Consider the following 23474-nt stretch of genomic DNA (forward strand, 5'->3'; position numbering starts at 1 on the left):
GATACGATCAGCGGCCATGGAGTTCGGTGGGGCATGGCGTCGGTGGCGCGGCCGGGGTACGACGGTCGGGCGCAGGCTGCTGGCGGGTGCGGTGGCCCTGGTGGCGGTGGCCGGGGTCGGTACGGCGGCGGTGGCGTCCGGCGGTGAGCAGACGGTCCGTGAGGAGGACCGTTTCCTCAGCATGCCGGAGACGCCCGGCAGCGCTGAGCAGATCCAGCTGGACACCTCGTTCTTCACCACCGGCAGCAGCCCCCGACCGGCGGTGCTGCTCGCGCACGGCTTCGGCGGCTCCAAGGAGGGCGAGCGCGAGCGGGCCGAGCAGCTCGCCCGGCAGGGGTACGCGGTGCTGACCTGGTCGGCGCGCGGGTTCGGGCGTTCGGGCGGCAAGATCGGCCTCAACGCGCCCGACCGCGAGGTCCAGGACGTCCGGCACCTGGTGGACTGGCTGGCCCAGCGGCCCGAGGTGCAGCTGGACGGGCCCGGCGACCCGAAGGTCGGCATCACCGGCGCCTCGTACGGCGGGGCGGTCTCGCTGCTGGCTTCCGCGGCCGACCGCCGGATCGACGCGGTGGCCACCCAGATCACCTGGTGGAACCTGGCCGACGCGCTGTTCCCGCAGGGCGTGCAGGGCTCGGGCGCGGCGGACGGCGTGTTCAAGAAGCTGTGGGCCGGGATCTTCTTCACCACGGGCTCGGTGGCCCCCGGTCCGGCGGGCGGTCTCGGGCCGTCCGGCGGTGCGCCGCGGGCGGGCGGTGACGCGAAGCCGGTGGAGGACGGGCAGGCCGGGTGCGGGCGGTTCCTGGAGTCGCTGTGTCAGATGTACGACCGGGTCGCCACCGCGGGGCACGCCGATCCGGAGGCCGTCGCGATGCTGGACGCCGCCAGCCCGTCCTCGGTGGCGGCGCTGCTCAAGGCGCCCACGCTGGTGGTGCAGGGGCAGCAGGACTCGCTGTTCCCGCTCGACCAGGGCGACCGGATCGCGCAGGCGGTCGCCGCCAACGGCGCGCCGGTGGCGGTGGACTGGTTCGCGGGCGGGCACGACGGCGGGACGGACACCAGCGCCCGGGTGGACGACCGGGTGACCGCCTGGTTCGACCACTACGTGAAGGGCCGGGGGAACGACACCGGACCGGCGTTCCGGGTGACCCGGACCGGCGGGGTGGACTCGACCGGCTTCCAGGCCGTCCTGCGCGGGGCCACCGCCGGCCGCTATCCCGGGCTGGGCGGGACGGGCTCGCGGTCCGTCGAGCTGGCGGGCGGGGAGAAGACGATCACCAATCCGCCCGGCGGGGCGCCGCCGGGGATCTCGACGCTGCCGGGCATCGGCGCGCTCAGCCAGGCGTCCTCGCTGGGCGCCGGGCTGTCGCTGGACTTCCCCGGGCAGAACGCCGCGTTCGACTCGGCGCCGCTGGACTCGCCGCTGCACCTGACCGGACAGCCGACCGTGCCGGTGCGGGTGAAGGCGGACCGGGCGGACGCGGTGCTGTTCGCGAAGCTGTACGACGTCGGGCCGGACGGCAAGGCGGTGCTGCCGCAGCAGCTGGCCGCCCCGCTGCGGGTGACCGGCGCGGACGCGGGGCGGACGGTCACGGTGGCGCTGCCGACGGTCGACCACACCTTCCCGGCCGGGCACCGGCTGCGGCTGGTGCTGGCGAGCACCGATCTCGCGTACGCCTCGCCCGTCGAGCCGGCCGTCTACCAGGTCGCTCCGGCCGGGGCGGTCACCGTGCCGACCGTCGAGGAGCTGGCCACCGAGGCGGCGCCGCTGCCCTCGCGGACCTGGCTGCTGCCGGTGGTCGCCGTGGTGGTGGCGGCGGGGCTGGTGCTGGCGCCGAGGCTGCGGGGCGGACTGCGGGGCGGGTTGCGGGGCGGGTCGTGGCGTGGGCGGGTGGCCGGCGGGCCTTCCGGGCCGGAGTTCGATCCGGCGCTGGCGGGTGTGCCGCTGCTGATCAGCGGGTTGAGCAAGCGCTACAAGGGTGCCCAGGACCGCTACGCCGTACGGGAGTTGGGCTTCCGGGTGGAACGGGGGCAGGTGCTGGGACTGCTCGGGCCGAACGGCGCGGGCAAGACCACCACGCTGCGGATGCTGATGGGGCTGATCCGACCGGACGCCGGGGAGATCCGGGTCTTCGGGCACCTGGTGCGGCCCGGTGCGCCGGTGCTGTCGCGGGTCGGGGCGTTCGTGGAGGGTGCGGGCTTCCTGCCGCACCTGACCGGGCGGGCCAACCTGCGGCTGTACTGGCAGGCGACCGGGCGGCCGGAGGCCGACGCGTGCTTCGACGAGGCGCTGGCCATCGCCGGGCTCGGCGAGGCGCTGGACCGGGCGGTGCGCACGTACTCGCAGGGCATGCGGCAGCGGCTGGCAATCGCGCAGGCGATGCTCGGGATGCCGGACCTGCTGATCCTGGACGAGCCGACCAACGGGCTCGACCCGCCGCAGATCCGTGAGATGCGCGAGGTGATGATCCGGTACGCGGCCGGCGGGCGGACGGTGATCGTTTCGAGTCACCTGCTGTCCGAGGTCGAGCAGAGCTGTACGGACCTGGTCGTGATGGACCGTGGGCAGCTGGTGACGGCGGGGGCGGTCGGTGAGATCGTCGGGTCGTCGGAGCTGCTGATGATCGGTGTCGCGGGCTCGTGCGATCCGGAGTCGGTGGTGGAGAAGGTCGGTGCGATGGCCGGGGTCGGCTCGGCGGAGGCCGTCGAGGACGGGCTGCTGGTACGGCTGGACGGGCTCGCGGCGAGCGAGCTGCTGGCGGAGCTGGTGCGGCTGGGGGTGCCGGTGGAGAGCGCCGGGCCGCAGCGGCGGTTGGAGGACGCGTTCCTGTCGTTGATCGGAGGTGGTGGGCAATGAGCACCGTGGTGTCGGAGGACCACGGGAAGGACCCGCGCGCGAAGGACGCCTGCGCGAAGGACCCCCGCACGGACGACCAGGCGACGGACCACGCGGAGGGCTACCGGGCGAGCCGGACGCTGCCGCTGCGGGTGGAGGCGATGCGGCAGCTGCGCCGGCGCCGCACCCTGGTGATCGGCGGGGTGCTGGCCGCCATGCCGTTCGTCATCCTGGCCGCGTTCCAGATCGGCGGCACCCCCGGCCGTCCGGACCGGACCACCTTCATCGACCTGGCCACCGCCTCGGGCGCCAACTTCGCGGTCACCATGCTGTTCGTGGGCACCGGCTTCATGCTGGTGATCCCGGTCGCGCTGTTCTGCGGCGACACGGTGGCCTCCGAGGCCAGCTGGTCCTCGCTGCGGTACCTGCTGGCCGCGCCGGTGCCGCGGGCCCGGCTGCTGGTGCGCAAGTTCGCGGTCGGCCTGGCGTTCTCGGCGGTCGCCGTGGTGATGCTGCCCGCGATCGGGCTGGCCGTGGGGACGGCGGCGTACGGCTGGGGCGACCTCAAGCTGCCCGCCGGGGTCAGCCTGCCGGCCGGGGACGCGCTGCCCCGGATCGCGATCGCGGTCGCCTTCGTCTTCCTGAGCGAGATCGTCATCGCGGCGCTGGCCTTCTGGCTGTCCACGGCGACCGACGCACCGCTCGGCGCGGTGGGCGGGGCGGTGTTCGCGTCGATCATCACCGGGGTGCTGGACGCCGTCACGGCGCTGGGCGACCTGCGGGAGTGGCTGCCCGCGCACTGGCAGTACGCGTGGGCGGACGCCCTGCAGCCGCAGCTGGAATGGGGCGGCATGGTGCAGGGCGTCTCGCTGTCACTCTCGTACGCGGTGGTGCTGCTGGCGCTGGCGTTCCGGGGGTTCGCGCGCAAGGACGTGGTGTCGTAGGCGGGCATGGTCGTGGCCGTGGGCCGGGGAGTGACGGTGGGCCGGGGCGTGCTGTGGTCGGGCGCGGTCGGGTCGTGGGGGCGGGTACGGCATGGGGGATCATGGGTGGGTAGCTGACTCCCCTGGTGAAGGACCCGAACCGTGGCCCAGATCGTCCTCTTCCACTCCGCCTACGGGCTGCGCCCCGCCGTGCAGGCCGCCGCAGACCGGCTGCGCGCCGCCGGGCACACCGTGCACACCCCGGACCTCTTCGACGGGCGGACCTTCGACTCCGTGGAGGAGGCGCAGGAGTTCCAGGAGGAGATCGGCGGCCGCGACGAGCTGCTGCGGCGGGCCGTGACCGCCTCGGCCCCGCTCTCCGAGGGCGGGCTGGTGTACGCGGGCTTCTCGCTCGGCGGCGCCGTCGCGCAGAACCTGGCCCTGGCCGACGACAAGGCCCGCGCGCTGCTGCTCCTGCACGGCACCTCGGACCTGCGCGAGGACGCGGCCACCGAGATCCCGGTGCAGCTGCACATCGCGGAGCCGGACCCGTTCGAGCCGGAGGACTGGCTGAACGCCTGGTACCTGCGGATGCGGCGGGCCGGCGCGGAGGTGGAGGTGCACCGGTACCGGGGCGCCGGACACCTGTTCACCGACCCGGAACTCCCGGACTACGACGCGGAGGCGGCGGAGCGGGCCTGGGCGGCGGCGCTGGACTTCCTGGGGGAGTTGGAGGACTGAGGGACGGGTCGTACGGGCGGGGCCGGCGGAGGCCGGGCCGAAGCGGATGCTTCGGTCCGGCCTCCGGCGTTTCCGGGGTGGTGTTCCCGTGTGGTGTTCCAGCTGGTCACCGGGGGTTGGTGGGGTCTGTGGTACGGCTGTGAACTGCTGTGGCGAAGCGTCAGGGGGACGCTCGGGAGGCGGTGGAAGTGCCGGTCGCGTGCCGGAAGGGCTGTTTCCGGACAGCTACGCTCGGTGATCAGGATCCGGGTGGTCCAGACCTCTTCTCGGGCTCGTCCCGTGCGGCCAGCACAGATGATCGAACCACGAACTGTTGTTAACCCGGCGGCCGTCCGTCCGTCACCGCCCGGCGGCGGATCAGGTTGACCGGAATGACCACGGCGTCGTTGATCTCCCGGGAAATATCTCCATAGCATCGCGGTGCACTCCGGCCTTCCCCGGCTCCCCGGATCCACGGATTCGCGAATCCGTGGAAATGCCGTCGAGTCATTTCCCGTGTGACATAAGCATTGGAGCGGCACGCATGCTTGTTCTCGGAATCACCAACAACGACCTGGCCGGCGCCTGCCTGGTCCAGGACGGAACCGTCGTCGCGGCCGTCAGCGAGGAGCGGTTCACCCGGATCAAGGACCACAAGACCTGGCCGCAGCAGTCGATCGACTACGTCCTGAAGGAGGCCGGGGTCACCCTTTCCGAGGTCGACCGGGTGGCCTACGGGTGGCAGGCGGGATTCAGCGCGGAAAAGCACCTGCTGCTCTACGTGGACCGAATTTCGGAGGAGGCCCGACTGCGCCCGGAGGCGCTTCCGCACCTGCGCAAGCGGATATCCGACGAAATCGTGAACGACCGCGAGAAGCGCGGCGAGTTCGACGCCTTCATCGAGGAGAACGGACTGCGCGGCAAGGTGGTTCACGTCGACCACCACGAGTCGCACGGCCTGGGCGCCTTCCTCTGCTCCCCGTTCGATCAGGCCCTGGTGGTGACCTGCGACGGCCGCGGGGACTTCCAGTCCCTCACCGTCACGCACTACTTCCCCGGCGGCGAGGAGGTGCTGCAGCGCGAGACCTCGATCGACAGCCTCGGTTACTTCTACGGCCGGATCACCAAGCTGCTCGGCTTCCGCCCCAACCGGCACGAGGGCAAGATCACCGGTCTGGCCGCCAACGGCGATCCGGAGAAGCTCCTTCCGCTGATGCGCCGGATGATCGACGTCGAGGAGAACGGCGCGATCCGCGCCCGCTGCGGCGACTGGTACCAGCCGTCCTACGAGGGCTACTCCGAGGAACTGCTGCGCGAGATCGCCACGCACGACCCGGCCGACGTCGCGGCGGCGGCCCAGCGGCACGTGGAGAACCTGCTGACCGCCGTGGTGGCCCGGCACATCGGCAAGGTGCCCGGCGGCAACGTTTGCCTGTCCGGCGGGGTGTTCGCCAACGTCAAGCTCAACCAGCGGATCTTCGACACCGAGGGTGTGCGGAACGTCTACGTGCTGCCGCCGATGGGCGACGGCGGGCTGCCGCTGCAGGCGGCCGTGATCGTGGCCCACCGGGAGACCGGCGAGCGCCCGCGGGTGCCGTCGATGGCGCTCGGGCCGGACGCGGCCATCTCCGAGGGCCGGCTGGAGGAGATCCTGCACGACTACCCCGGGCTGCGCTACCGCCGGATCGGCGAGGGCATGCAGGAGACCCTGCTCGCCGCGCTCGGCGCGGACCAGGTCATCGGCACCTACCGGGGCCGGATGGAATTCGGCCCGCGCGCCCTCGGCCGGCGCAGCGTCATCTACGGCACCGCCGACGTGACCATGAACGACTGGCTCAACAAGCGCCTGAACCGTACCGAGTTCATGCCCTTCGCGCCGATCACCGCCGAGGACCTGGCGGCCGACTGCTACGTGGGGTGGGAGCCGGACCAGCCGTCGGCGCTGTTCATGACGATCACGTACGACTGCCACGAGACCTTCGCCAAGGCCTGCCCGGCCGTGGTGCACGTCGACAACACCGCCCGTCCGCAGATCGTCCGGGCCCAGGACGACCCGTTCCTGCACGGGCTGCTGATGGCCTGGTACGACCGCAGCGGGCAGGCGGCGCTGGTGAACACCTCGTTCAACAAGCACGAGGAGCCGATCGTGGGGTCGCACCGCGATGCGCTCGACCCGCTGATGGACGAGGTGGTCGACCTGCTGCTGGTCGACGACGTGTACCTGGTCTGGAAGGAGTCGGCGAACGCGTTCATGGCGGGGCAGGTCGCTTAGGGCAGGTCGCTCAGGGCAGGTCGCTCAGGGCCTGTCCGGCGGCTTGGTCGGGTCGGATGGACTGGGTTGTGAGGTCTAGTCCAGTTGACCGTTCCGGCCGGTGAGAGTTGAACTATCGTCAGACCGTATGGCGTGAGCGCCGAGTGAGGAGACCGATGCAGCCGCAGGCAGCCGGAACGCGGTACGAGGTCGAGGCCGTCGTCTTCGACATGGACGGGGTCCTGATCGACTCGCGGCCCGTGATCGAGGAGGCGTGGCGGTCGGTGGCTCGGCGCCACAGCCGGGTGCTGGCCGACCCGGAGATCGAGGAGTACGTCCACGGGCGGACCGGCGACGAGACGGTGCGGCTGATCTTCCCGCACCACTCGGACGCCGACCGGAAGGCGATCTGGGCCGAGGTGGACACCGTCGAGGAGGAGGCTCCGTACCGGGCCGTCCCCGGCGCCGACGGGCTCGCCACCCGGCTCCGGCAGGCCGGCGTGCCCGTCGGGCTGGCCACCAGCAGCTGGACCCGGAAGATCGACAACGCGCTCGGCGGACTGGGCCTGCTCGACGTCTTCCGGGTGCGGGTCACCCGGGACGACGTCGAGCGGGGCAAGCCGCACCCCGACCCGTACCTGTCCGCCTGCCGCGGGCTCGGGGTCCGGCCGCAGCGCACGCTGGTCTTCGAGGACTCCGTCAGCGGGGTCCGCTCGGCGGTCGCGGCCGGCGCGGTGTGCGTCGGGATCGGCGGGACCGGCGCGGGGCGGGCTCTGGTGGAGGCCGGTGCGGTGGTGGCGGTGGCGGACTTCACGGCGCTGGCGGTGGACCGCTCCGGTGGGACGATCACATTGGCCGACCCGGACGGGCTGGTGGTCGTCGCGCTCACGGTCGGTCCCGACGGTGCCTGAGGCGGTACCGGTCGCGGTGGGGGCGGAGTCGGAGTCGGAGGGGGCGGTCGGGACGGCTGGGGCGGCTGGGGCGGCTGGGGCGGAGTCGGGTGCGCCGGTGATGGCGAGGTCGGCGGCGGTCTCGGCATTCGGGGTGTTCCTCGTCCTGGGCGTGCTCACCGCCTCGCTCGGCGCCTCGCTGCCCTTCCTGCGGGAACGGTTCGGCGCCGCGCACGAGGTCGGGCGGGTCGTCTCCGCGTACAACCTCGGCGCGCTCGCGGCCACCGTCGGCATCGGGCTGCTCGGGCGGCGGCTGAACGTCCGGGCGGCGCCGCCCGTCCTGCTCGGCGTCTTCGCGGTGGGTGCGGCCGGGATGGCGGTCAGCCCCGGCTGGACCGGCTACCTCGGCTGCGCGGCCGTGACCGGCATCGGGTACGGCGGGCTGGCGCTCACCCTCAACACGGCGTTCGCGCGCGGGTTCGCCGGCAACAGCGTGGTGATGGTCAACCGGTTGAACGCCGTCTTCGGGATCGGCGCGATGCTGGGCCCGCTGGCCGCCGGGGCCGTCGGCCACACGGACATCCGGCTGCTCGCGCTGGCGGCGGCGGTGTGCGCGCTGCCGTGCTTCCTGGTCGGACGGGCGGGGGCGGTGCTCGCTGTGCCCGAGGCCGAGCCGAGCCCATTAGACGCGGGTCAGGGTGGTCAACGCGTGCGGGTCGGGCTGGAGTTGCTGCCGTTCCTGCTGGTGGGCCTGGTGTACGCGGGCATGGAGACCAGCATTGGCACCTGGCAGTCGACCCAGCTGGTGCGCGACGGCTGGACCACCCAGGCGGCGACCACCGCGGCCTCCGGGTTCTGGGCCGGGATGGCCATCGGGCGCCTGGTCGTCCCGCAGCTGACCAGGCGGCTGCCGGGCCGTACCACCCTGCCCGGGTACCTGGCGGCGGCCCTCGCGGCGCTGCTGCTGGCCGCCGTACCGCATCTCGCGGTGGTGGCCTACCCGCTGGCCGGGCTGGCGATGGCGCCGGTGCTGCCGACGCTGATCGCCTGGGTCTCCGGCGTGGCGGAGGTGCCGCAGCAGGCGACCTCCGTGCTGACGCTCTGCTGCATGCTCGGCAATGCCGTGGTGCCGGCGGTGGTGGGGGCGCTCGGGGGATCGGGCGGGGCGGTGGTGATCCCGCTGGTGCTGGCCGGGGCGTGCCTGCTCTGCCTCGGGCTCGCCGGGTGGCTGCGGGTGGCTCGGCGGTAGTCGCGGTTGCGCGCAGGAAGTCGGGCGGGCCGACTTCCTGCGCGTTCGGCGTGGGCGCGGTTTCAGCTGAGCGCGCGCGGGGCGGTGCGCCTGTGGATCGGGCCTCCCGGGGTGTACCAGCCGGCCTTCTTGCGGACGGCCGGGCTCGAGTCCTGGGCGTGGGAGGCCTGCAGGGCGTCGAGGGCGCGGGCATCGGTGTGGACGAACTTGCCGACGAGTTCGACGGCCCGGGTGCGGACCTGCGGGTCGGGGTCGTCGGCCAGGTGCCGCAGGCCGGGGCCGAGGACCCGGTCCGCGCCCGGGGCGCAGGTGTCGCCCTTGCAGCGGTCGCAGGCGAGGGCGTGGAAGGCGGCGATCCGGACGCGGGCGTCGGGATCGTCGGCCATGGCGATGAGCAGGTCCATCGAGTCGGTGTCGACCAGGTGGTCGAGGAGGCGGCAACAGCCCTCCCGTACGGCCGGGTCGGCGTGGGACAGTCCGGTGCGGATGGCGTCGAGAGCGTCCGCGTGGCGGCGGAGCAGTTCGTGGTAGGCGGCCACGGTGCGCTGTGGGTCGCCCAGGCACGAGACGAGGGCTTCGTTGTCGGTCCGTGCGAATCCGAGCATGGGGCGAGTGTCCGGCCGTACGGGGTCGCGGGGCAACGGGATTTCGGTTGGCGCCGACGAGCAGGCGGTCACACGGCGGGGCGGGGCTGTCGGCTGAGGGCGGTCCGGCGCAGGGCTTCCAGCAGGAGGGCGCCGGGGTAGGCCGCGAACTCCGGGTAGCGCCAACGGTGGTAGCACGCCCAGTAGCTCACCACGCGGCGCTCGGTCGTGGCGAAGAAGCCGGGATTGCGGGCGATGAACTCGCCGTAGAGGTCGTGGTGGGTGGAGCCCGCGGCGGCCAGGTCGGGGAGCCCGGTGCGGATCGCCGACACGATCTCCAGGACGTACTCGCCGGCCAGCCGCAGGACGAAGGGGACGACCCACGGCTCGGTGGAGGCCACGACTTCCTCCAGGTGGCGCTGGCGGACCAGCCCGTCGGAGTGGCGGGAGTACAGGCAGTGGAGGATCGTCCGCTGGGTCGCGGTGAGTTGTGGCAGGACGACGGCCGGTGGTTCGGAGGTGTGGATCCGGTGGGGGATCGCGACGGTCTCGCCGAGGACGTCGACGGCGAACGGGGCCCCGGGGGTGCAGCGGGGCCCCGGCATCGCGCCGGCGACGGTTCGTGCGTCGTCCGCGAGGTGGGCGGGGAGCGCTGCCGTCACGGTGGACGTCCAAGGTGTCTGCACGGGGGGAGCGTAGTCGGAGCGTGGACGGGGGCGGGCGGACCACGTGGTGCGCCCCCTCGGGCCGGTGGGCGCGAGGGGGCGGCGGGCGTGCATCGGGGGGCGGGGGCTACATGGGGGTCGGCTTGATCATGGCGAAGGGGGCGCCCTGCGGGTCGGCGACGACCGTCATGCGGCCGGCCGTCATGTCGAAGGGCGGGGCGAGGACCGTACCGTTGCGCTTGATCAGGGCGTCCACGGTGGAGTCGACGTCGTCGACCGCGAAGTAGGTCAGCCAGTGGGCCGGGGTGCCGGGCGGGTCGTTGGCCAGGAGGGTGGCGCCGCCGACCGGGCGCCCGCCGACCTGCAGGGCCCAGTAGGAGTCCGCGCCCTCCATCGGCTCGATCTCGATGCCGAACGCCGCGCCGTAGAAGGCGGTCGCGGCCGAGATGTCGCTGGTGTGCAGCTCGTTCCAGGTCAGCGCGCCGGCCTCGTTGACCACCCGCGCGCCGGAGAACTCGCCGGGCTGCCAGACGCCGAACACCGCGCCCTGCGGGTCGGCGGCGATCAGCATCCGGCCCAGGTTGCCGACGTCCATGGTCGGGACGATCAGGGTGCCGCCGGCGCTGACGATGTCGTCCTGGGTGGCCTGGGCGTCGGTGGTGGCCAGGTAGCTCGTCCAGACGGTCGGCGGCTCCGGCATGCCCTCGGGCGCCGCCGCCGGGCCGATGCCGGCTGCGGCCTTGCCGTCCAGCTCGCAGACCGCGTACCCGCCGAACTCGGCCGGGCCGGGCTGGCCCTGCCAGCCGAACAGGTCGCGGTAGAAGTCGAGCGCCGCCTGCTGGTCCTTCGCCATCAGGTCGACCCAACACGGGGTGCCGGTGGCGTACGGTGTGGTGACTTCAGGCATTTTGACCCTCTCTGGTGGGGTTTGCTGCCGGTCACGATTTCGTCGTGGCAGCGGAATCGCCACTCGACACGCCGTCGGGGGTGGCGGGGCGGTGAGTGGGGGGCGGGGCGAATTCCCGTGTGCGGCGGGGTGTTCGGAGCTGTTGGTGCAGCACAGGGAGTCGGACGGGCCGACTTCCTGTGCAGTGCGGTACGGGCCCCGGCGGGGGGAGGTGAGCGGCGGAGGGCTGCTCCGCCAAATCCGTTCGACCGGGCCGCGTGGCCGCCGTACGGTCGGAAGCATGGACACACGTGCGCGACTGCTCTCGGTCAACGTCGGCAGGCCCCGTCCGAACCCGTGGAAGGGCCTCCGGCAGACCGGCATCGACAAGCGCCCGGTGGACGGCCCGGTCGTGGTGTCCGCGCCCGGACCCCGGGGCACGGGCGCGGTCGGCCTGGCGGGCGACCGGGTGTACGACGTGAAGAACCACGGTGGCGACCACCAGGCGGTGTACGCCTACGCCCGGGAGGACCTGGACGGCTGGGAGGTCGAGCTGGGGTGGGAGCTGGGCAACGGCTCCTTCGGGGAGAACCTGACCACGGTGGGTCTGGACGTGAACGGCGCGCTGATCGGCGAACGCTGGCGGGTCGGGTCGGAGGTGGTCCTGGAGGTCTCCTGCGCGCGGATCCCCTGCGGGACCTTCCAGGGCTGGCTGGAGCGGGACGGCTGGATCCGGCGCTTCACCGAAGCCGCCCTGCCCGGCGCCTACCTGCGGGTGATCGTGCCGGGCGAGCTGCGGGCGGGGGATCCGGTGGACGTGGTGCACCGCCCGGACCACGACGTCACGGTGGCCGGTTCGTTCCGCGCGGTGACGACCGAACCGAAGCTGCTGCCGAGCCTGCTCGCGGCGGACGCACTGCCGGAGGAGATCAAGGAGCTGGTCCGACGGCGGACCCGGGCGTAGGTGCCCCCTCGCCCCGGTGTCGGGGCGAGGGGGCACAGGTGTCACGGGGTGGCGGTGTCGGATTCGGTGGAGAGGGCGCCGGAGGCGAAGGCGCGGGTGCGCTCCGCGGCCTGGTCCAGGGGGACGTGCTGGTTGTTCGGCGGGTAGAAGTCGACCTCGCCGACCGCGCTGTAGTTCGCCCAGAAGCACGTCGTCATCGGGAAGCCGTCGGTGACGTTCTGCTGGCACTTCATCACCAGCGCCTTGGTGGAGTACGTCTTCGGCTCGCCGACGAGTGAACGGCCGTAGTCCTTGCTGAGCTTCATGCTGCGCTCGAAGGACTTGTCGAGCGCGCTCTGAGGGTCGGCGACTGCGGTGAACAGGCTGGTCTTGCCGGTGAGGTGAGGGACCGTCGCGCTGTGCCTCCCCTTGCTGATCGTGATCCGGGGGTTCCCGAAGCACGACGCGGTTCCCTCGACGTCGCGCTTGTCCTCCTTGAGGGCGGGGAGGTCGTCGACCCCGGCGACGATCATGTCCAGGTCGTCGCCGTACTTGAAGCCGCCGTTGCCCTCGGTGCAGGTCAGTCCGTCGAGTCGGGGGACGGTGGCCTCCGTGTACCGCACCCCGGTGTCCGGCCCCAGCTTCTCCGACGTCGGCGCGGCGGCCGGCTTGCCGCCGTCCCCCTGGCTCGACCCGCACCCTGCGACGAGCACACCCAGAACCAGGGCTGCCGCCGGAATCCCCCACTTGCGCACGTGCGTCTTACCTTTCGTGTCCCCGTAAACGATCTTCAGGGGATCGTACGCGACGCGATGGGTGGGCCACTCCCGCGCAGGAAGTCGGGCGGGCCGACTTCCTGCGCGGGAGGCGAGAGCACTGACACAGAACGATGAACCCGTCGGCTCGTGGGGGCGAAAGTGGGGTTCCCGGCCGACCGTCGTCACTCGCGCACCTGGGCGGCGAACCCGGCCACCGGTCCGGCGGGCGGGTCCAACGCGCGTTGTTCGCAGCCCACTTCCGTTTCTCGCCCTGGTCAGAGCCACAAGATTGTTTGTCCGCACTCCGACGCACCGGGTACCTGCCGCGGTGGCGTTCTCCGGGATTGATTGTCCGGGCCCGACCTGTGCTGACCAGCGGCGAAGAAGTCCTCCACTGTGGGTGGCGCCGCAGCCGGGCCGTCCGTCCGCTGCGGCCATCACCCACCGGAAGGTCAAGGAACACGTCGATGCGACGAATACTCACCGCCCTGTCCACCGCCCTGCTCGCCCTGGCCGGGGCCCTCGCCCTGCCGGCCAGCGCACAGGCCGACCCGATCAACCCGCAGCCCTACGCGTACGGCGTCCTCGTGGCGCTCGCCCGCCCGGCCAGCGGCGGCCCCAACGGCACCTACTACTGCGCGGACGAGTACCGGCAGATCAACGGTGACGGCCGCCCGGTCCTGCTGCGCCCGTGCGACGGTTCCTGGAACCAGTTCTGGTTCGTCGCCCCGGACGGCCTGATCCACAGCACCAACGACGGCCGGTGCCTGTGGGGACACTTCCCGGACAGCCCGTCCGACAGCCCGGGCGCCCAGGCGAGGGGCTGCAACGCGAACGACGCGAACCAGCGCTGGACGTTCGACACCGACGGCAGCGTGTGCAACGCCGCCGGCGCCTGCCTGACCTACGTCGGCACCCCCGGCCCGCGCTCCTCCTACGCCCTGTGGACCCTGGGCCGCAACGCGGGCGCGGGCATCACCCAGCAATGGGGCTGGCAGCACTCCGACAGTGACCGCCCGGTCTTCCCCAACATCTAAGCGACGTACGGGGGGCGTCGTGCCCCGGCCCCGCCGCCCCGGCATCCGGGACGGCGGGGCCACAGCGGTCACGTGAGGGGCGCCGGGCCCACTCCGCTCGGGTCTCGGATCAGTACAGGTAGACGACGCCCTGATAATCCGAGACGTTCCCCGACTCGGTGACCTTGACCGCGACGTTGAAGCCGCCGTTCGGCACGTCGCACCACTTCTCGAAGGTGTCGTAGGTGGTGTTGTAGTCGTTGTCGGAGAACCAGTCGTACGACGACCCCTCAGCACCCGGGTACTGCCCGCACTGCGAGGTGACCTGGAACCACGCGCGCTCGTCCGTCCTGCCGCGCTGGAGCACGTTGTAGCTCATCTTCAGGTAGTTCGCGTTGACCACGTAGGCGCACATCGAGATCCGCGCACCGTACTTGGTGTCCAGCTCCGCGCAGCGCTGCCCGTCCGCGTGCGCCGCACCCGCACCGAGTCCCACGACACCGGCCGCGGCCAGGCCGAGCGCCGCGCCCGTGCCGGCGAGTCGCTTGATCATGCTCTTCATCGTCTCTCTCTCCTCGCTCAGCGCTCAGTGGTAGACCGGGAAGTAGCTGTTGCTGTCCTGCACGCCGGACTCCGTGGTGTACACCTCGACGGAGCGGATGTAGCCTCCGGTGAGGCTGCCGCTGGTGTAGCCCAGGCTCCAGTTGGGCTCCTGCACATCGTTGCCGGAGAAGTACTTCTCGCCGGAGCTCGACTCGACCTTGAACCAGACGCGCTCATCGGTGCTGCCAGGCGTCAGCACGCTGTAGCTCATGCCCACCCAGCCCGGGTAGCCGTCCTGGTGAGCGCAGACGTGGATCACCGCCTGGTAGCGAGTGCTGAGGTTGGTACAGCCGTCGGCGTGAGCCGCAGTGGCGGTCAGACCGACCAGGCCGGCGGCGGCCAGACTCACGGCCGCGCCGGTCGTGGCCAGGCGCTTGGTCAATCGCATGGTTCTCCCGTCCGCCCCCGAGAGCCCGGGGGCACCGAGGGGGGAGTCTGGTGCACCGGTGATGAGCACGCATCACATCCGCCAGAAGAGAGAACCACGATTCCGCTCACGGGGTGTCCACAGGGTCTTAGCCCCGCAGTCCCGGAGGAGAATCAGTCGAGGCAGAACTCGTTGCCCTCGATGTCCTGCATCGTGATGCACGACTCGTTGACGCCATCGGCGCGCTGCGTCAGCACGTGCTTCGCGCCGAGCGCCATCAGCCGCGCGCATTCGGCTTCGAGCGTGGCCAGGCGCTCGTCACCCACGAGCCCGGCGCCGGCCCGCACATCGAGATGCACCCGGTTCTTGACGACCTTGCCCTCGGGAACGCGCTGGAAGAGCAGGCGCGGGGCCACACCCGAGGGATCGGTGCACGCGAAGTAGATCTCGTCCTCGGGCGGCAGCGAGCGGTGATACTCCTCCCACGTGGCAAAGCCCTCCGGGACCGGAGGTACGACGTACCCCAGCACCTCGCACCAGAAGGCGGCGAGGCGGGCAGGCTCCGCGCAGTCGAAGGTCACCTGGAACTGCTTGATCGTTGACATCGGCGCACAGTAACAGAGGCCCTGATCCCGCTGCCAAGGATTAGTTACGGGACAACCCTTGGCCCCCTCTCGCGGTGGAAGCGAGGGGGCGTGAAGTGTCAGGCGTGGTGGTCGAATTCGCCGGCTTTGGTGGCGTGGAGGAGGGCGGCGAAGGTGGCGGGGGTGGTGCGGAGGATGGTGTGGGCTTCGTCGGATTCGCGGAGTTCGACTGCCTCGTCGACCGTGCGGATCTCCACGCACATCTCTCCGGAGCTGCTGAAGGATGACTTTTGCCACTTGGTGTAAGTCATGCTGACCTCCTGGGTTGGGGCCGATGGTACGCCCCCTCGCTTGGTGAGGGCGAGGGGGCGAAGTGTTAGGCGTGGTGGTCGAATTCGCCGGCTTTGGTGGCGTGGAGGAGGGCGGCGAAGGTGGCAGGGGTGGTGTGGAGGATGGTTTCGCCTTGGTCGGATTCGCGGAGTTCGACCGCGCCGTTGACGGTCCGGACCTCAACACACTCGTTGGTCGCGCCGCTGTAGCCGGACTTCTGCCACCTTGAGTCGGACATCTTGGGCTCCACGGTTGTGTGGTGTGGTTGTGCCCCCTCGCTCGGTGGGAGCGAGGGGGCGTGGAGTGTCAGGCGTGGTGGTCGAATTCGCCCGCTTTGGTGGCGTGGAGGAGGGCGGCGAAGGTGGCAGGGGTGGTCTGGAGGATGGTGTGGGCTTGGTCGGATTCGCGGAGTTCGACCGTGCCGTTGATGGTCCGGACCTCCACACAGTTCTCGGTCGACCCACTGAAGGTGGATTTCTGCCAGTTGGTGTAGGTCACAGTGGGCCTTTCACAGCTCTCGTGCGATCTTGCGGATGAAGTCGCGGGAATCGTTCTCACTCAACGCGAGCGATTCAGTCCGCTCGAAGATGGATCGATAGCTGGTCAGCTCGCTGATCGCATCGAGGTGCACGGAGTCTCGGGAGGACTCCTGCTCGACGGTATCAAGTTCCGGGATGGCGCCGAACGCGTAGGTGAGGTTTTCGACAGCGCCAGGGAAGGTCTCGATGTCGAATGGAACGACTCGGATGGTCATCCAGGGCAGCTCGGAGTCTTCCAGTAGAGAACCGAGTTGTTCCTTGAGGATCTGGGGTCCGCCGAATCGAGTCCATAGCGCCGATTCGTAGATATAGGCCGTCACTGGCTTCGGATTGCGGCGCAGGTCGGCCTTGCGCTGCATTCTGAACGCGGTGCGTGCCTCCAGCTCGTGCCGAGGAAGTGGAGGGAAGACCCGCCCGAACACCGCCGAAGCGTAGTTGAGCGTCTGGCACGGGCCAGGCATGTGGGTGAGGACCCAGAGCATGAGCTCGCGGGAGGTCTTCTCCAACTCCGCGTTTTCGATAAAGCCCTCCGGGACGGTGCCGCGGTACTGCTCCCACCAGCCCTTGGAGCGGTCCTGGACCATGGACTCCAGGGCGTCGATCAGGGGCTCGTTCATGCACTTGCAGGCAGCAGCGAAGGACCGGAGTCGTTCCGGGCTCACGCCGACCCTGGCCGCCTCTATTTGGCTGACCTGAGTCCTGTCGATGCCGAGGTCTCTGCTGAGGGTGGCGGTCGATAGCCCTGCGGCCTCGCGCATCTTCCGAAGCTCGGTCCCGATACGGCGTTGACGGAGCGTCGGGCTGAGTCGTGGCGGCATTGGTCCCTTCCTTGGCGAGGTGGCCCAAGTCTGCCGCGCTCCTTGGCGCGGGGTCCACTTGAGGGTGAAGTTATCTGAACTTGGAATCACATGTGACGTCGATGGGCTATCGTCAGTGTTACCTCGATCCGACGGATCGTCAGTAACGCCTGCTAGCAAGCACCGCAGAGCAGCCATGCCCTTTGCCTGGCCTGGCTCACGGCGACATGTGTTCCGCCGGTTCTTCCCTCACTCACGCCTCGGGAGAAGTCCCATGCGTCACCTCAACACGCCCTCGCTCGCCATCGCCCGTCAGTCCCTCCGCGACACCATGACCCGTGTCGGGTGGGAGCCCTCCACGATCTTCGACGCGCAGCTCGCGCTGGTCGAACTCCTCGTGAACGCCTGGCGGCACGGGGGGACGCCCGCGCCGATCATCCAGATCATCTCGATCGACCACACCCTCCGTGTGTCCGTGGCGGACGAGAGCCCGATCCCGCCCTCGCCCGGGACGCCGGATCTCTTCGCGGAGGCGGGGCGGGGGCTCCAGCTTGTCTCCGGGCTCACGCACCGGTGGGGTGTCGACGCCCAGGAGCGCGGCAAGTCCGTGTGGTTCGAGCTGCAGAAGGACGCCGCCTGATGAAGCGCCGCTACCCGATGAAGCCGACCGACCCGCGCGTCCAGTCCTTCTCCGACGCCCACGTCCGCGCCTTGCTCGCCGAACTCCACGAGCGGGGGCAGAAGTTCGGGCTGCTCTGGCCCTCCGCCACCACGGACAAGACCCTGGACGGCCGCGTCCTCGTCCGGTTCAACACGGCGCCGGTCTCGACCCTCCTGAACCTCCTCACCCTCCTCCTCGACGCCGACCGGAACGACGACCCGTGCGGTTTCTGATCGCCGCCGCCTTCGCCGTCCTCCTCGCCCTCGCGTTCGCCACCGTCGCCCTGGGCGTCGTCACCGCCCTCCGCGCGACTCCGCCGCCGCAGGACGAGGACGCGTGACCCCCGCCAGCCCCCGCCGCACGTGCGTCGGGGGCTGCGGGCACGATGGGGGTCATGGCACAGCGGAGATACGAGTACGCGCCGGCGGGGACGCTCCCCGGGCTCCTTCAGCGTGGCCGGGGCCTGGGTGCCCAGATGGCTGCGGAGGATCCGGCTGCGGCCGCCGATCTTGTCCACGGGTGCCTCCGCTGGGACTGGCGGTGGGATTCCCAGCTCGACCAGCGGTCGATCTACCTCGCACGGCTCGTCCGGGACCTAGCTGTATTGACCACGGAGGTTGGTGACGGGGCTCACGGTCAGGTGATCTTGAAATGAGTGAGGGCCTTCTGGCTCGGTGTGGATTGCGACATCTGCACCGGCTCCCAGAAAGGCCCTCATGCCGCACTCTAATGCACCGTTGACCGAGACCGGACGCCTGCGCCTGGCCCGCTGCGTCGTCGAGGACGGCTGGCCGCTGCGGCGGGCCGCCGAACGCTTCCAAGTCTCACCGACCACGGCCAAGCGCTGGGCCGACCGCTACCGCGCCCACGGCGAGGCGGGCATGAGCGACCGCTCCAGCCGCCCTCACCACAGCCCCCGCCGGACCCCGACCCGCACCGAGCGTCGGATCATCAAGGTCCGCGTCCTGCGACGCTGGGGCCCGGCACGCATCGCCTACCTGCTGCGACTCAACCCGGCCACCGTGCACCGGGTCCTGACCCGCTACCGCCTCGCCCGCCTGACCCACCTCGACCGCGCCACCGGCCGCGTCATCCGACGCTACGAGCACTCCGCGCCCGGCGAGCTGGTGCACGTCGACATCAAGAAGCTCGGCAACATTCCCCACGGCGGCGGCCACAGGGTGCTCAGCCGCCAGGCCGGCCGCAGGACCCGCTCCGGGACCGGATACAGCTACCTCCACAACGCCGTCGACGACCACTCCCGCCTGGCCTACAGCGAGATCCTGCCCGACGAACGCAAGGAGACCGCCGCCGCATTCTGGGCCCGGGCGAACGCCTTCTTCGCCCGGGCCGGGATCACCGTCCAGCGGGTGATGACCGACAACGGCGCCTGCTACAAGTCACACGCCTGGTGCGATGCCCTCGCCGCCGAGGGCATCGCACACAAACGCACACGGCCCTACCGGCCGCAGACCAACGGCAAGGTCGAACGCTTCAACCGCACCCTGCTCGACGAATGGGCCTACGCACGGCCCTACCAAACCGAGCAAGAACGCCGCGATGCCTACCCCGCCTGGCTCCACACCTACAATCACCACCGCGGACACACCGCACTCGCAGGCAAGCCACCCGCCAGCCGCATCCCCAACCTCACGGGTCAGAACACCTAGCGCTGCCCGGCGGCGCGGTGATCCCGGAGGTCCAGACCGCGCCGGAGCCGATCGTCGACCCCCGGCCGCTGCCCGAGCTGCTGGACGCCCTGGAGCAGCACTGGGTGGACCAGGCCTGGTCCGGCCCGGCCGCGCTGGCTCGCGGTCTGGCCCGGTACGGGAGCGAGGCCGCCGGTGCCGCCTCGCTGCTGCGCCGCTTCTGGCTCTACACGCCGCACTCTCACGAGCGGCCCGCGTATCTGGAAGCGCTGGCGGCGATCAACCCCGTCGGGCTGGCCGAGGTGTACACCGAGTCACTGTGGGACTGCGAGGCGCAAGCCCGTCTGCTGGGGGCCGAATACGCCCCCGACCGCCCTCATGTACGGGACCGCCTGGCGTACCTCCGGGACGATCCGCTGGAGGCGCCAGAGGTCAGGGAAGCCGCCGCCGCGCGACTCGCCGGGCTGAGCTCGGCGACCTCTCCCGCCGAGGGGAAACCAGTTCGAGGGGGCTAAGGTAGACGCGTGAACGTGTGAGTGATGGTCCGGACCCCGTGAGGTGTTCCGGGCCACATCCATTTCCAGGCCTTTCCGCCCTGTGACCTGCACGTTCGCCGGCCCACCAGACCAGCACCAGATCCCCCGGAGGCCCCGCCTTGAGCGACCAGCCGTTCGCGCATCTGCACGTCCACACCGAGTACTCGATGCTGGACGGTGCCGCCCGGCTGAAGCAGATGTTCAAGGAGGTCGAGCGCCTGGGCCAGACCCATGTGGCGATGACCGACCACGGCAACATGTACGGCGCCGCCGAGTTCCACCGGCAGGCCACCGACGCCGGCATCACGCCCGTCATCGGCATCGAGGCGTACGTCGCCCCGGAGTCCCGCTCCAACACGAAGCGCATCCTGTGGGGCCAGCCGCACCAGAAGAAGGACGACGTCTCCGCGTCCGGCGCGTACACCCACAAGACCATCTGGGCCCGCAACAAGGAGGGCCTGCACAACCTCTTCAAGCTGACCTCGCGCTCCTACGCCGAGGGCTGGCTGGTGAAGTGGCCCCGGATGGACAAGGAGCTGATCTCCGAGCTGTCCGGCGGCCTGATGGCCACCACCGGCTGCCCCTCCGGCGAGGTGCAGACCCGCCTGCGGCTCGGCCAGTTCGACGAGGCGCTGAAGTCCGCCGCCGACTACCAGGACATCTTCGGCAAGGAGAACTACTTCCTGGAGCTGATGGACCACGGCCTCGACATCGAGAAGCGGGTCCGTGACGGGCTGCTGGAGATCAGCAAGAAGCTGAACATCCCCCCCGTCGTCACCAACGACTCGCACTACACCACCGAGGCCGACGCCGGCGCGCACGACCTGCTGCTCTGCGTCCAGACCGGCAAGAACCTCTCCGACCCGGACCGCTTCCGCTTCGACGGCACCGGCTACTACATCAAGTCCGCCGCCGAGATGTACGCGCTGGACTCCTCGGACGCCTGGCAGGAGGGCTGCCGCAACAGCCAACTCCTCGTCGCCTCCCGCGTCGACACCGAGGGCATGTTCAAGTTCAAGAACCTCATGCCCCGCTTCCCCATCCCGGAGGGCTTCGAGTCCGAGGCGGACTTCTTCAAGTCCAAGGTCTGGGAGGGCATGGACTGGCGCTTCCCGAACGGGTACGACGAGGAGCACAAGAAGCTCGCCGAGTACGAGATGGACACCATCATCCAGATGGGGTTCCCGGCGTACTTCCTCGTGGTCGCCGACTTCATCATGTGGGCCAAGAGCCAGGGCATCGCGGTGGGCCCCGGCCGTGGTTCGGCGGCCGGCTCGCTGGTCGCGTACGCGATGGGCATCACCGACCTCGACCCGATCCCGCACGGCCTGATCTTCGAGCGCTTCCTCAACCCCGAGCGCATCTCCATGCCCGATGTCGACATCGACTTCGACGAGCGCCGGCGCGGTGACGTGATCCGCTACGTGACGGAGAAGTGGGGCTCCGACAAGGTCGCCATGATCGTCACGTACGGCACCATCAAGGCGAAGGCCGCCATCAAGGACTCCTCGCGCGTCCTCGGCTACCCCTACGCGATGGGCGACCGGATCACCAAGGCGATGCCGCCGGACGTCATGGGCAAGGGCATCCCGCTCTCCGGAATCACGGATCCGAGCCACCCGCGCTACAGCGAGGCCGGCGAGATCCGCAGCCTGTACGAGAACGACCCGGACGTCCGGAAGGTCATCGACACCGCGCGCGGCATCGAGGGCCTGATCCGCCAGCCCGGCGTGCACGCCGCCGGCGTCATCATGTCCGCCGAGCCGCTGACCGACCACATCCCGGTCTGGACCCGGCACACCGACGGCGTCACCATCACGCAGTTCGACTACCCGACTTGTGAAGGCCTCGGCCTCCTCAAGATGGACTTCCTCGGCCTGCGCAACCTGACGATCATGGACGACGCCGTCAAGGCGATCGAGAAGAACAAGGGCATCAAGATCAACCTGCTTGATCTGCCCCTGGACGACAAGCCGACCTACGAGCTGCTGGCGCGCGGTGACACGCTCGGCGTCTTCCAGCTCGACGGCGGCCCCATGCGCTCGCTGCTGCGGCTGATGAAGCCCGACAACTTCGAAGACATCTCGGCCGTCCTCGCCCTCTACCGGCCGGGCCCGATGGGCGTCAACTCCCACACGAACTACGCCCTCCGCAAGAACGGCCAGCAGGAGATCACCCCGATCCACCCGGAGCTGGAGAAGCCCCTGGAGGAGGTGCTGCGGCCCACCTACGGCCTGATCGTCTACCAGGAGCAGGTGCAGAAGGCCGCCCAGATCCTCGCCGGCTACTCGCTCGGCCAGGCAGACCTGCTGCGCCGCGCGATGGGCAAGAAGAAGAAGGAGATCCTGGAAGCGGAGTTCGTCCCCTTCCAGAAGGGCTGCCGCGAGCGCGGCTACTCCGACGCGGCGATCCAGGCCGTGTGGGACGTCCTGGTCCCCTTCTCCGGCTACGCGTTCAACAAAGCCCACACCGCCGGGTACGGGCTGGTCTCGTACTGGACGGCCTACCTCAAGGCCAACTACCCGGCCGAGTACATGTCCGGCCTGCTCACCTCCGTCAAGGACGACAAGGACAAGTCCGCGGTCTACCTCAACGAGTGCCGCAAGATGGGCATCCAGGTGCTGCCGCCGGACGTCAACGAGTCGGACTCGGACTTCACCCCGCACGGTGACGACACCGTCCGCTTCGGGCTCACCGCCATCCGCAACGTCGGCGGGCCGGTCGTCGAGTCGATGATCCGGACGCGGAAGACCAAGGGGAAGTTCTCCTCCTTCCCCGACTTCCTCGACAAGGTCGAATCGGTGGTCTGCAACAAGCGGACCGTCGAATCGCTGATCAAGGCCGGCGCCTTCGACTCGCTCGGGCACACCCGCAAGGGACTCAGCGCGCAGTTCGAGCCGATGATCGACAACGTGGTGGGGGTGAAGCGGAAGGAGGCCGAGGGGCAGTTCGACCTGTTCGGCGGCGACGCCGAAGCCGACGAACCCAGCTTCGGGCTCGACGTCGTCTTCTCCGAGGAGGAGTGGGAGAAGTCCTTCCTGCTCACCCAGGAACGGGAGATGCTCGGCCTGTACGTCTCCTCGCACCCGCTGCACGGCATCGAGCACGTGCTCGCCGACAAGGCGGACTGCGCGGTCGCCGACCTCGCGGAACGGCCCGACGGGTCGATCGTCACCATCGGCGGCATCATCTCGGGCCTGCAGCGGAAGATGACCAAGCAGGGCAACGCCTGGGCCATCGCCACCGTGGAGGACCTGGCCGGCTCGATCGACTGCATGTTCTTCCCGGCGAGCTACCAGCTGGTGTCCTCGCAACTGGTCGAGGACGCGGTGGTGTTCGTGCGGGGCAAGCTCGACAAGCGGGAGGACGTGCCGCGGCTGATGGGGATGGAGCTGTCCGTTCCCGACCTGTCCAACGCGCACGCCGAAGCGCCGATCACCATCAACATCCCGAGCGGGAAGATCACCCCGCCGCTGGTCGCCCGGCTCGGCGAGGTGCTGGGGAGCCACCGGGGGACGACCGAGGTGCGGGTGCGGCTGGAGGGCCGCGACAAGACGACGGTGCTGCGGTTGGACCGGCACCGGGTGAAGTCGGATCCGGCGCTGTTCGGGGATCTGAAGCAGTTGCTCGGGCCCAGCTGCCTGGCGGTGTGATTCGTGGTGTGAGAGGGCTGTTGACGCCTGAGTGCGG

General features: G+C 70.4%; 24 protein-coding genes. 13 read left to right on the forward strand and 11 right to left on the reverse strand.

The features are described 5' to 3' along the window. Nucleotides 1–16 precede the first annotated feature (16 nt). The 6 genes from CRP52_RS24075 (at nt 17) to CRP52_RS24100 (ending at nt 8866) form a co-directional block, all read left to right on the forward strand. The gene (locus CRP52_RS24075; protein ID WP_097238285.1) at nt 17–2854 is read left to right on the forward strand and encodes an alpha/beta fold hydrolase; all 2838 of its coding nucleotides are present in this window, start codon (nt 17–19) and stop codon (nt 2852–2854) included. Next, nucleotides 2851–3777: an ABC transporter permease gene (locus CRP52_RS24080; protein ID WP_097238286.1), complete on the forward strand. Its 927-nt coding sequence runs from the start codon at nt 2851–2853 to the stop codon at nt 3775–3777. The genes CRP52_RS24075 and CRP52_RS24080 overlap by 4 nt, the downstream gene beginning before the upstream one ends. Before the next feature lie 141 nt (nt 3778–3918). Continuing rightward, nucleotides 3919–4497 carry a dienelactone hydrolase family protein gene (locus CRP52_RS24085; RefSeq protein ID WP_097238287.1) on the forward strand — a complete coding sequence of 193 codons (579 nt, stop codon included), beginning with the start codon at nt 3919–3921 and terminating at the stop codon, nt 4495–4497. A gap of 523 nt (nt 4498–5020) precedes the next feature. Continuing rightward, entirely contained in the window at nt 5021–6748 is a 1728-nt protein-coding gene (locus CRP52_RS24090; protein ID WP_097238288.1) for a carbamoyltransferase family protein, read from the forward strand. A 155-nt stretch (nt 6749–6903) separates the two neighbouring features. After that, nucleotides 6904–7638 (forward strand): HAD family hydrolase, encoded by a 735-nt coding sequence (locus CRP52_RS24095; RefSeq protein WP_097238289.1) that lies wholly within the window; start codon nt 6904–6906, stop codon nt 7636–7638. A gap of 100 nt (nt 7639–7738) precedes the next feature. Next, on the forward strand, nt 7739–8866 hold the full coding sequence (locus CRP52_RS24100) for an MFS transporter (RefSeq protein WP_097238290.1): 1128 nt from the start codon (nt 7739–7741) through the stop codon (nt 8864–8866). A gap of 62 nt (nt 8867–8928) precedes the next feature. On the opposite strand, the gene CRP52_RS24105 is transcribed toward CRP52_RS24100, so the two are convergent. From CRP52_RS24105 to CRP52_RS24115, 3 genes are all read right to left on the reverse strand, one after another. Then, the gene (locus CRP52_RS24105) at nt 8929–9471 is read right to left on the reverse strand and encodes a HEAT repeat domain-containing protein (RefSeq protein WP_097238291.1); all 543 of its coding nucleotides are present in this window, start codon (nt 9469–9471) and stop codon (nt 8929–8931) included. Between the two features lie 68 nt (nt 9472–9539). Further along, nucleotides 9540–10136 carry a hypothetical protein gene (locus tag CRP52_RS24110; RefSeq protein ID WP_143685815.1) on the reverse strand — a complete coding sequence of 199 codons (597 nt, stop codon included), beginning with the start codon at nt 10134–10136 and terminating at the stop codon, nt 9540–9542. A gap of 106 nt (nt 10137–10242) precedes the next feature. Continuing rightward, a complete protein-coding gene (locus tag CRP52_RS24115; RefSeq protein WP_097238293.1) occupies nt 10243–11022 on the reverse strand; it encodes a VOC family protein in 780 nt (259 codons plus the stop codon). 280 nt (nt 11023–11302) lie between these two features. On the opposite strand from CRP52_RS24115, the gene CRP52_RS24120 reads away from it, so the two are divergent. Next, nucleotides 11303–11965, forward strand: coding sequence for an MOSC domain-containing protein (locus tag CRP52_RS24120; RefSeq protein WP_097238294.1), 663 nt, complete (start codon nt 11303–11305; stop codon nt 11963–11965). 41 nt (nt 11966–12006) lie between these two features. On the opposite strand, the gene CRP52_RS24125 is transcribed toward CRP52_RS24120, so the two are convergent. Continuing rightward, nucleotides 12007–12657 (reverse strand): hypothetical protein, encoded by a 651-nt coding sequence (locus tag CRP52_RS24125; RefSeq protein WP_097238295.1) that lies wholly within the window; start codon nt 12655–12657, stop codon nt 12007–12009. A gap of 512 nt (nt 12658–13169) precedes the next feature. Here CRP52_RS24125 and CRP52_RS24130 point away from each other — a divergent pair. Continuing rightward, on the forward strand, nt 13170–13739 hold the full coding sequence (locus tag CRP52_RS24130; RefSeq protein WP_097238296.1) for an RICIN domain-containing protein: 570 nt from the start codon (nt 13170–13172) through the stop codon (nt 13737–13739). Between the two features lie 109 nt (nt 13740–13848). Here CRP52_RS24130 and CRP52_RS24135 read toward each other — a convergent pair whose 3' ends face one another. From CRP52_RS24135 to CRP52_RS24165, 7 genes are all read right to left on the reverse strand, one after another. Then, nucleotides 13849–14280 carry a hypothetical protein gene (locus CRP52_RS24135; protein WP_097238297.1) on the reverse strand — a complete coding sequence of 144 codons (432 nt, stop codon included), beginning with the start codon at nt 14278–14280 and terminating at the stop codon, nt 13849–13851. A 24-nt stretch (nt 14281–14304) separates the two neighbouring features. Then, nucleotides 14305–14709, reverse strand: a complete 405-nt coding sequence (locus CRP52_RS24140) for a hypothetical protein (RefSeq protein ID WP_143685816.1) — start codon at nt 14707–14709, stop codon at nt 14305–14307. A gap of 152 nt (nt 14710–14861) precedes the next feature. Beyond that, a complete protein-coding gene (locus tag CRP52_RS24145; protein ID WP_097238299.1) occupies nt 14862–15293 on the reverse strand; it encodes a VOC family protein in 432 nt (143 codons plus the stop codon). Between the two features lie 98 nt (nt 15294–15391). Further along, nucleotides 15392–15583 carry a DUF397 domain-containing protein gene (locus tag CRP52_RS24150; RefSeq protein WP_097238300.1) on the reverse strand — a complete coding sequence of 64 codons (192 nt, stop codon included), beginning with the start codon at nt 15581–15583 and terminating at the stop codon, nt 15392–15394. Nucleotides 15584–15648: 65 nt separating this feature from the next. Further along, nucleotides 15649–15840 (reverse strand): DUF397 domain-containing protein, encoded by a 192-nt coding sequence (locus CRP52_RS24155; RefSeq protein ID WP_097238301.1) that lies wholly within the window; start codon nt 15838–15840, stop codon nt 15649–15651. 68 nt (nt 15841–15908) lie between these two features. Further along, entirely contained in the window at nt 15909–16100 is a 192-nt protein-coding gene (locus CRP52_RS24160; RefSeq protein ID WP_097238302.1) for a DUF397 domain-containing protein, read from the reverse strand. A gap of 10 nt (nt 16101–16110) precedes the next feature. After that, complete coding sequence (locus CRP52_RS24165; RefSeq protein ID WP_097238303.1) at nt 16111–17136, reverse strand: helix-turn-helix domain-containing protein; 1026 nt, start codon at nt 17134–17136, stop codon at nt 16111–16113. Between the two features lie 76 nt (nt 17137–17212). On the opposite strand from CRP52_RS24165, the gene CRP52_RS24170 reads away from it, so the two are divergent. The 5 genes from CRP52_RS24170 to dnaE all read left to right on the forward strand — a co-directional run bounded on the left by CRP52_RS24170 (nt 17213) and on the right by dnaE (nt 23437). Then, complete coding sequence (locus CRP52_RS24170; RefSeq protein WP_121175317.1) at nt 17213–17578, forward strand: ATP-binding protein; 366 nt, start codon at nt 17213–17215, stop codon at nt 17576–17578. Further along, nucleotides 17578–17832 carry a hypothetical protein gene (locus CRP52_RS24175; RefSeq protein WP_097238305.1) on the forward strand — a complete coding sequence of 85 codons (255 nt, stop codon included), beginning with the start codon at nt 17578–17580 and terminating at the stop codon, nt 17830–17832. The genes CRP52_RS24170 and CRP52_RS24175 overlap by 1 nt, the downstream gene beginning before the upstream one ends. 483 nt (nt 17833–18315) lie before the next feature. Continuing rightward, nucleotides 18316–19269: an IS481 family transposase gene (locus tag CRP52_RS24185; protein ID WP_097238307.1), complete on the forward strand. Its 954-nt coding sequence runs from the start codon at nt 18316–18318 to the stop codon at nt 19267–19269. Nucleotides 19270–19286: 17 nt separating this feature from the next. Continuing rightward, nucleotides 19287–19763 (forward strand): hypothetical protein, encoded by a 477-nt coding sequence (locus CRP52_RS24190; protein WP_097238308.1) that lies wholly within the window; start codon nt 19287–19289, stop codon nt 19761–19763. 140 nt (nt 19764–19903) lie between these two features. Next, the gene (gene dnaE / locus CRP52_RS24195) at nt 19904–23437 is read left to right on the forward strand and encodes a DNA polymerase III subunit alpha (protein ID WP_097238309.1); all 3534 of its coding nucleotides are present in this window, start codon (nt 19904–19906) and stop codon (nt 23435–23437) included. Nucleotides 23438–23474: the final 37 nt, after the last annotated feature.

Origin of the sequence: Streptomyces sp. 1331.2, assembly GCF_900199205.1 — a bacterium.
Taxonomy (GTDB): Bacteria; Actinomycetota; Actinomycetes; order Streptomycetales; family Streptomycetaceae; genus Kitasatospora.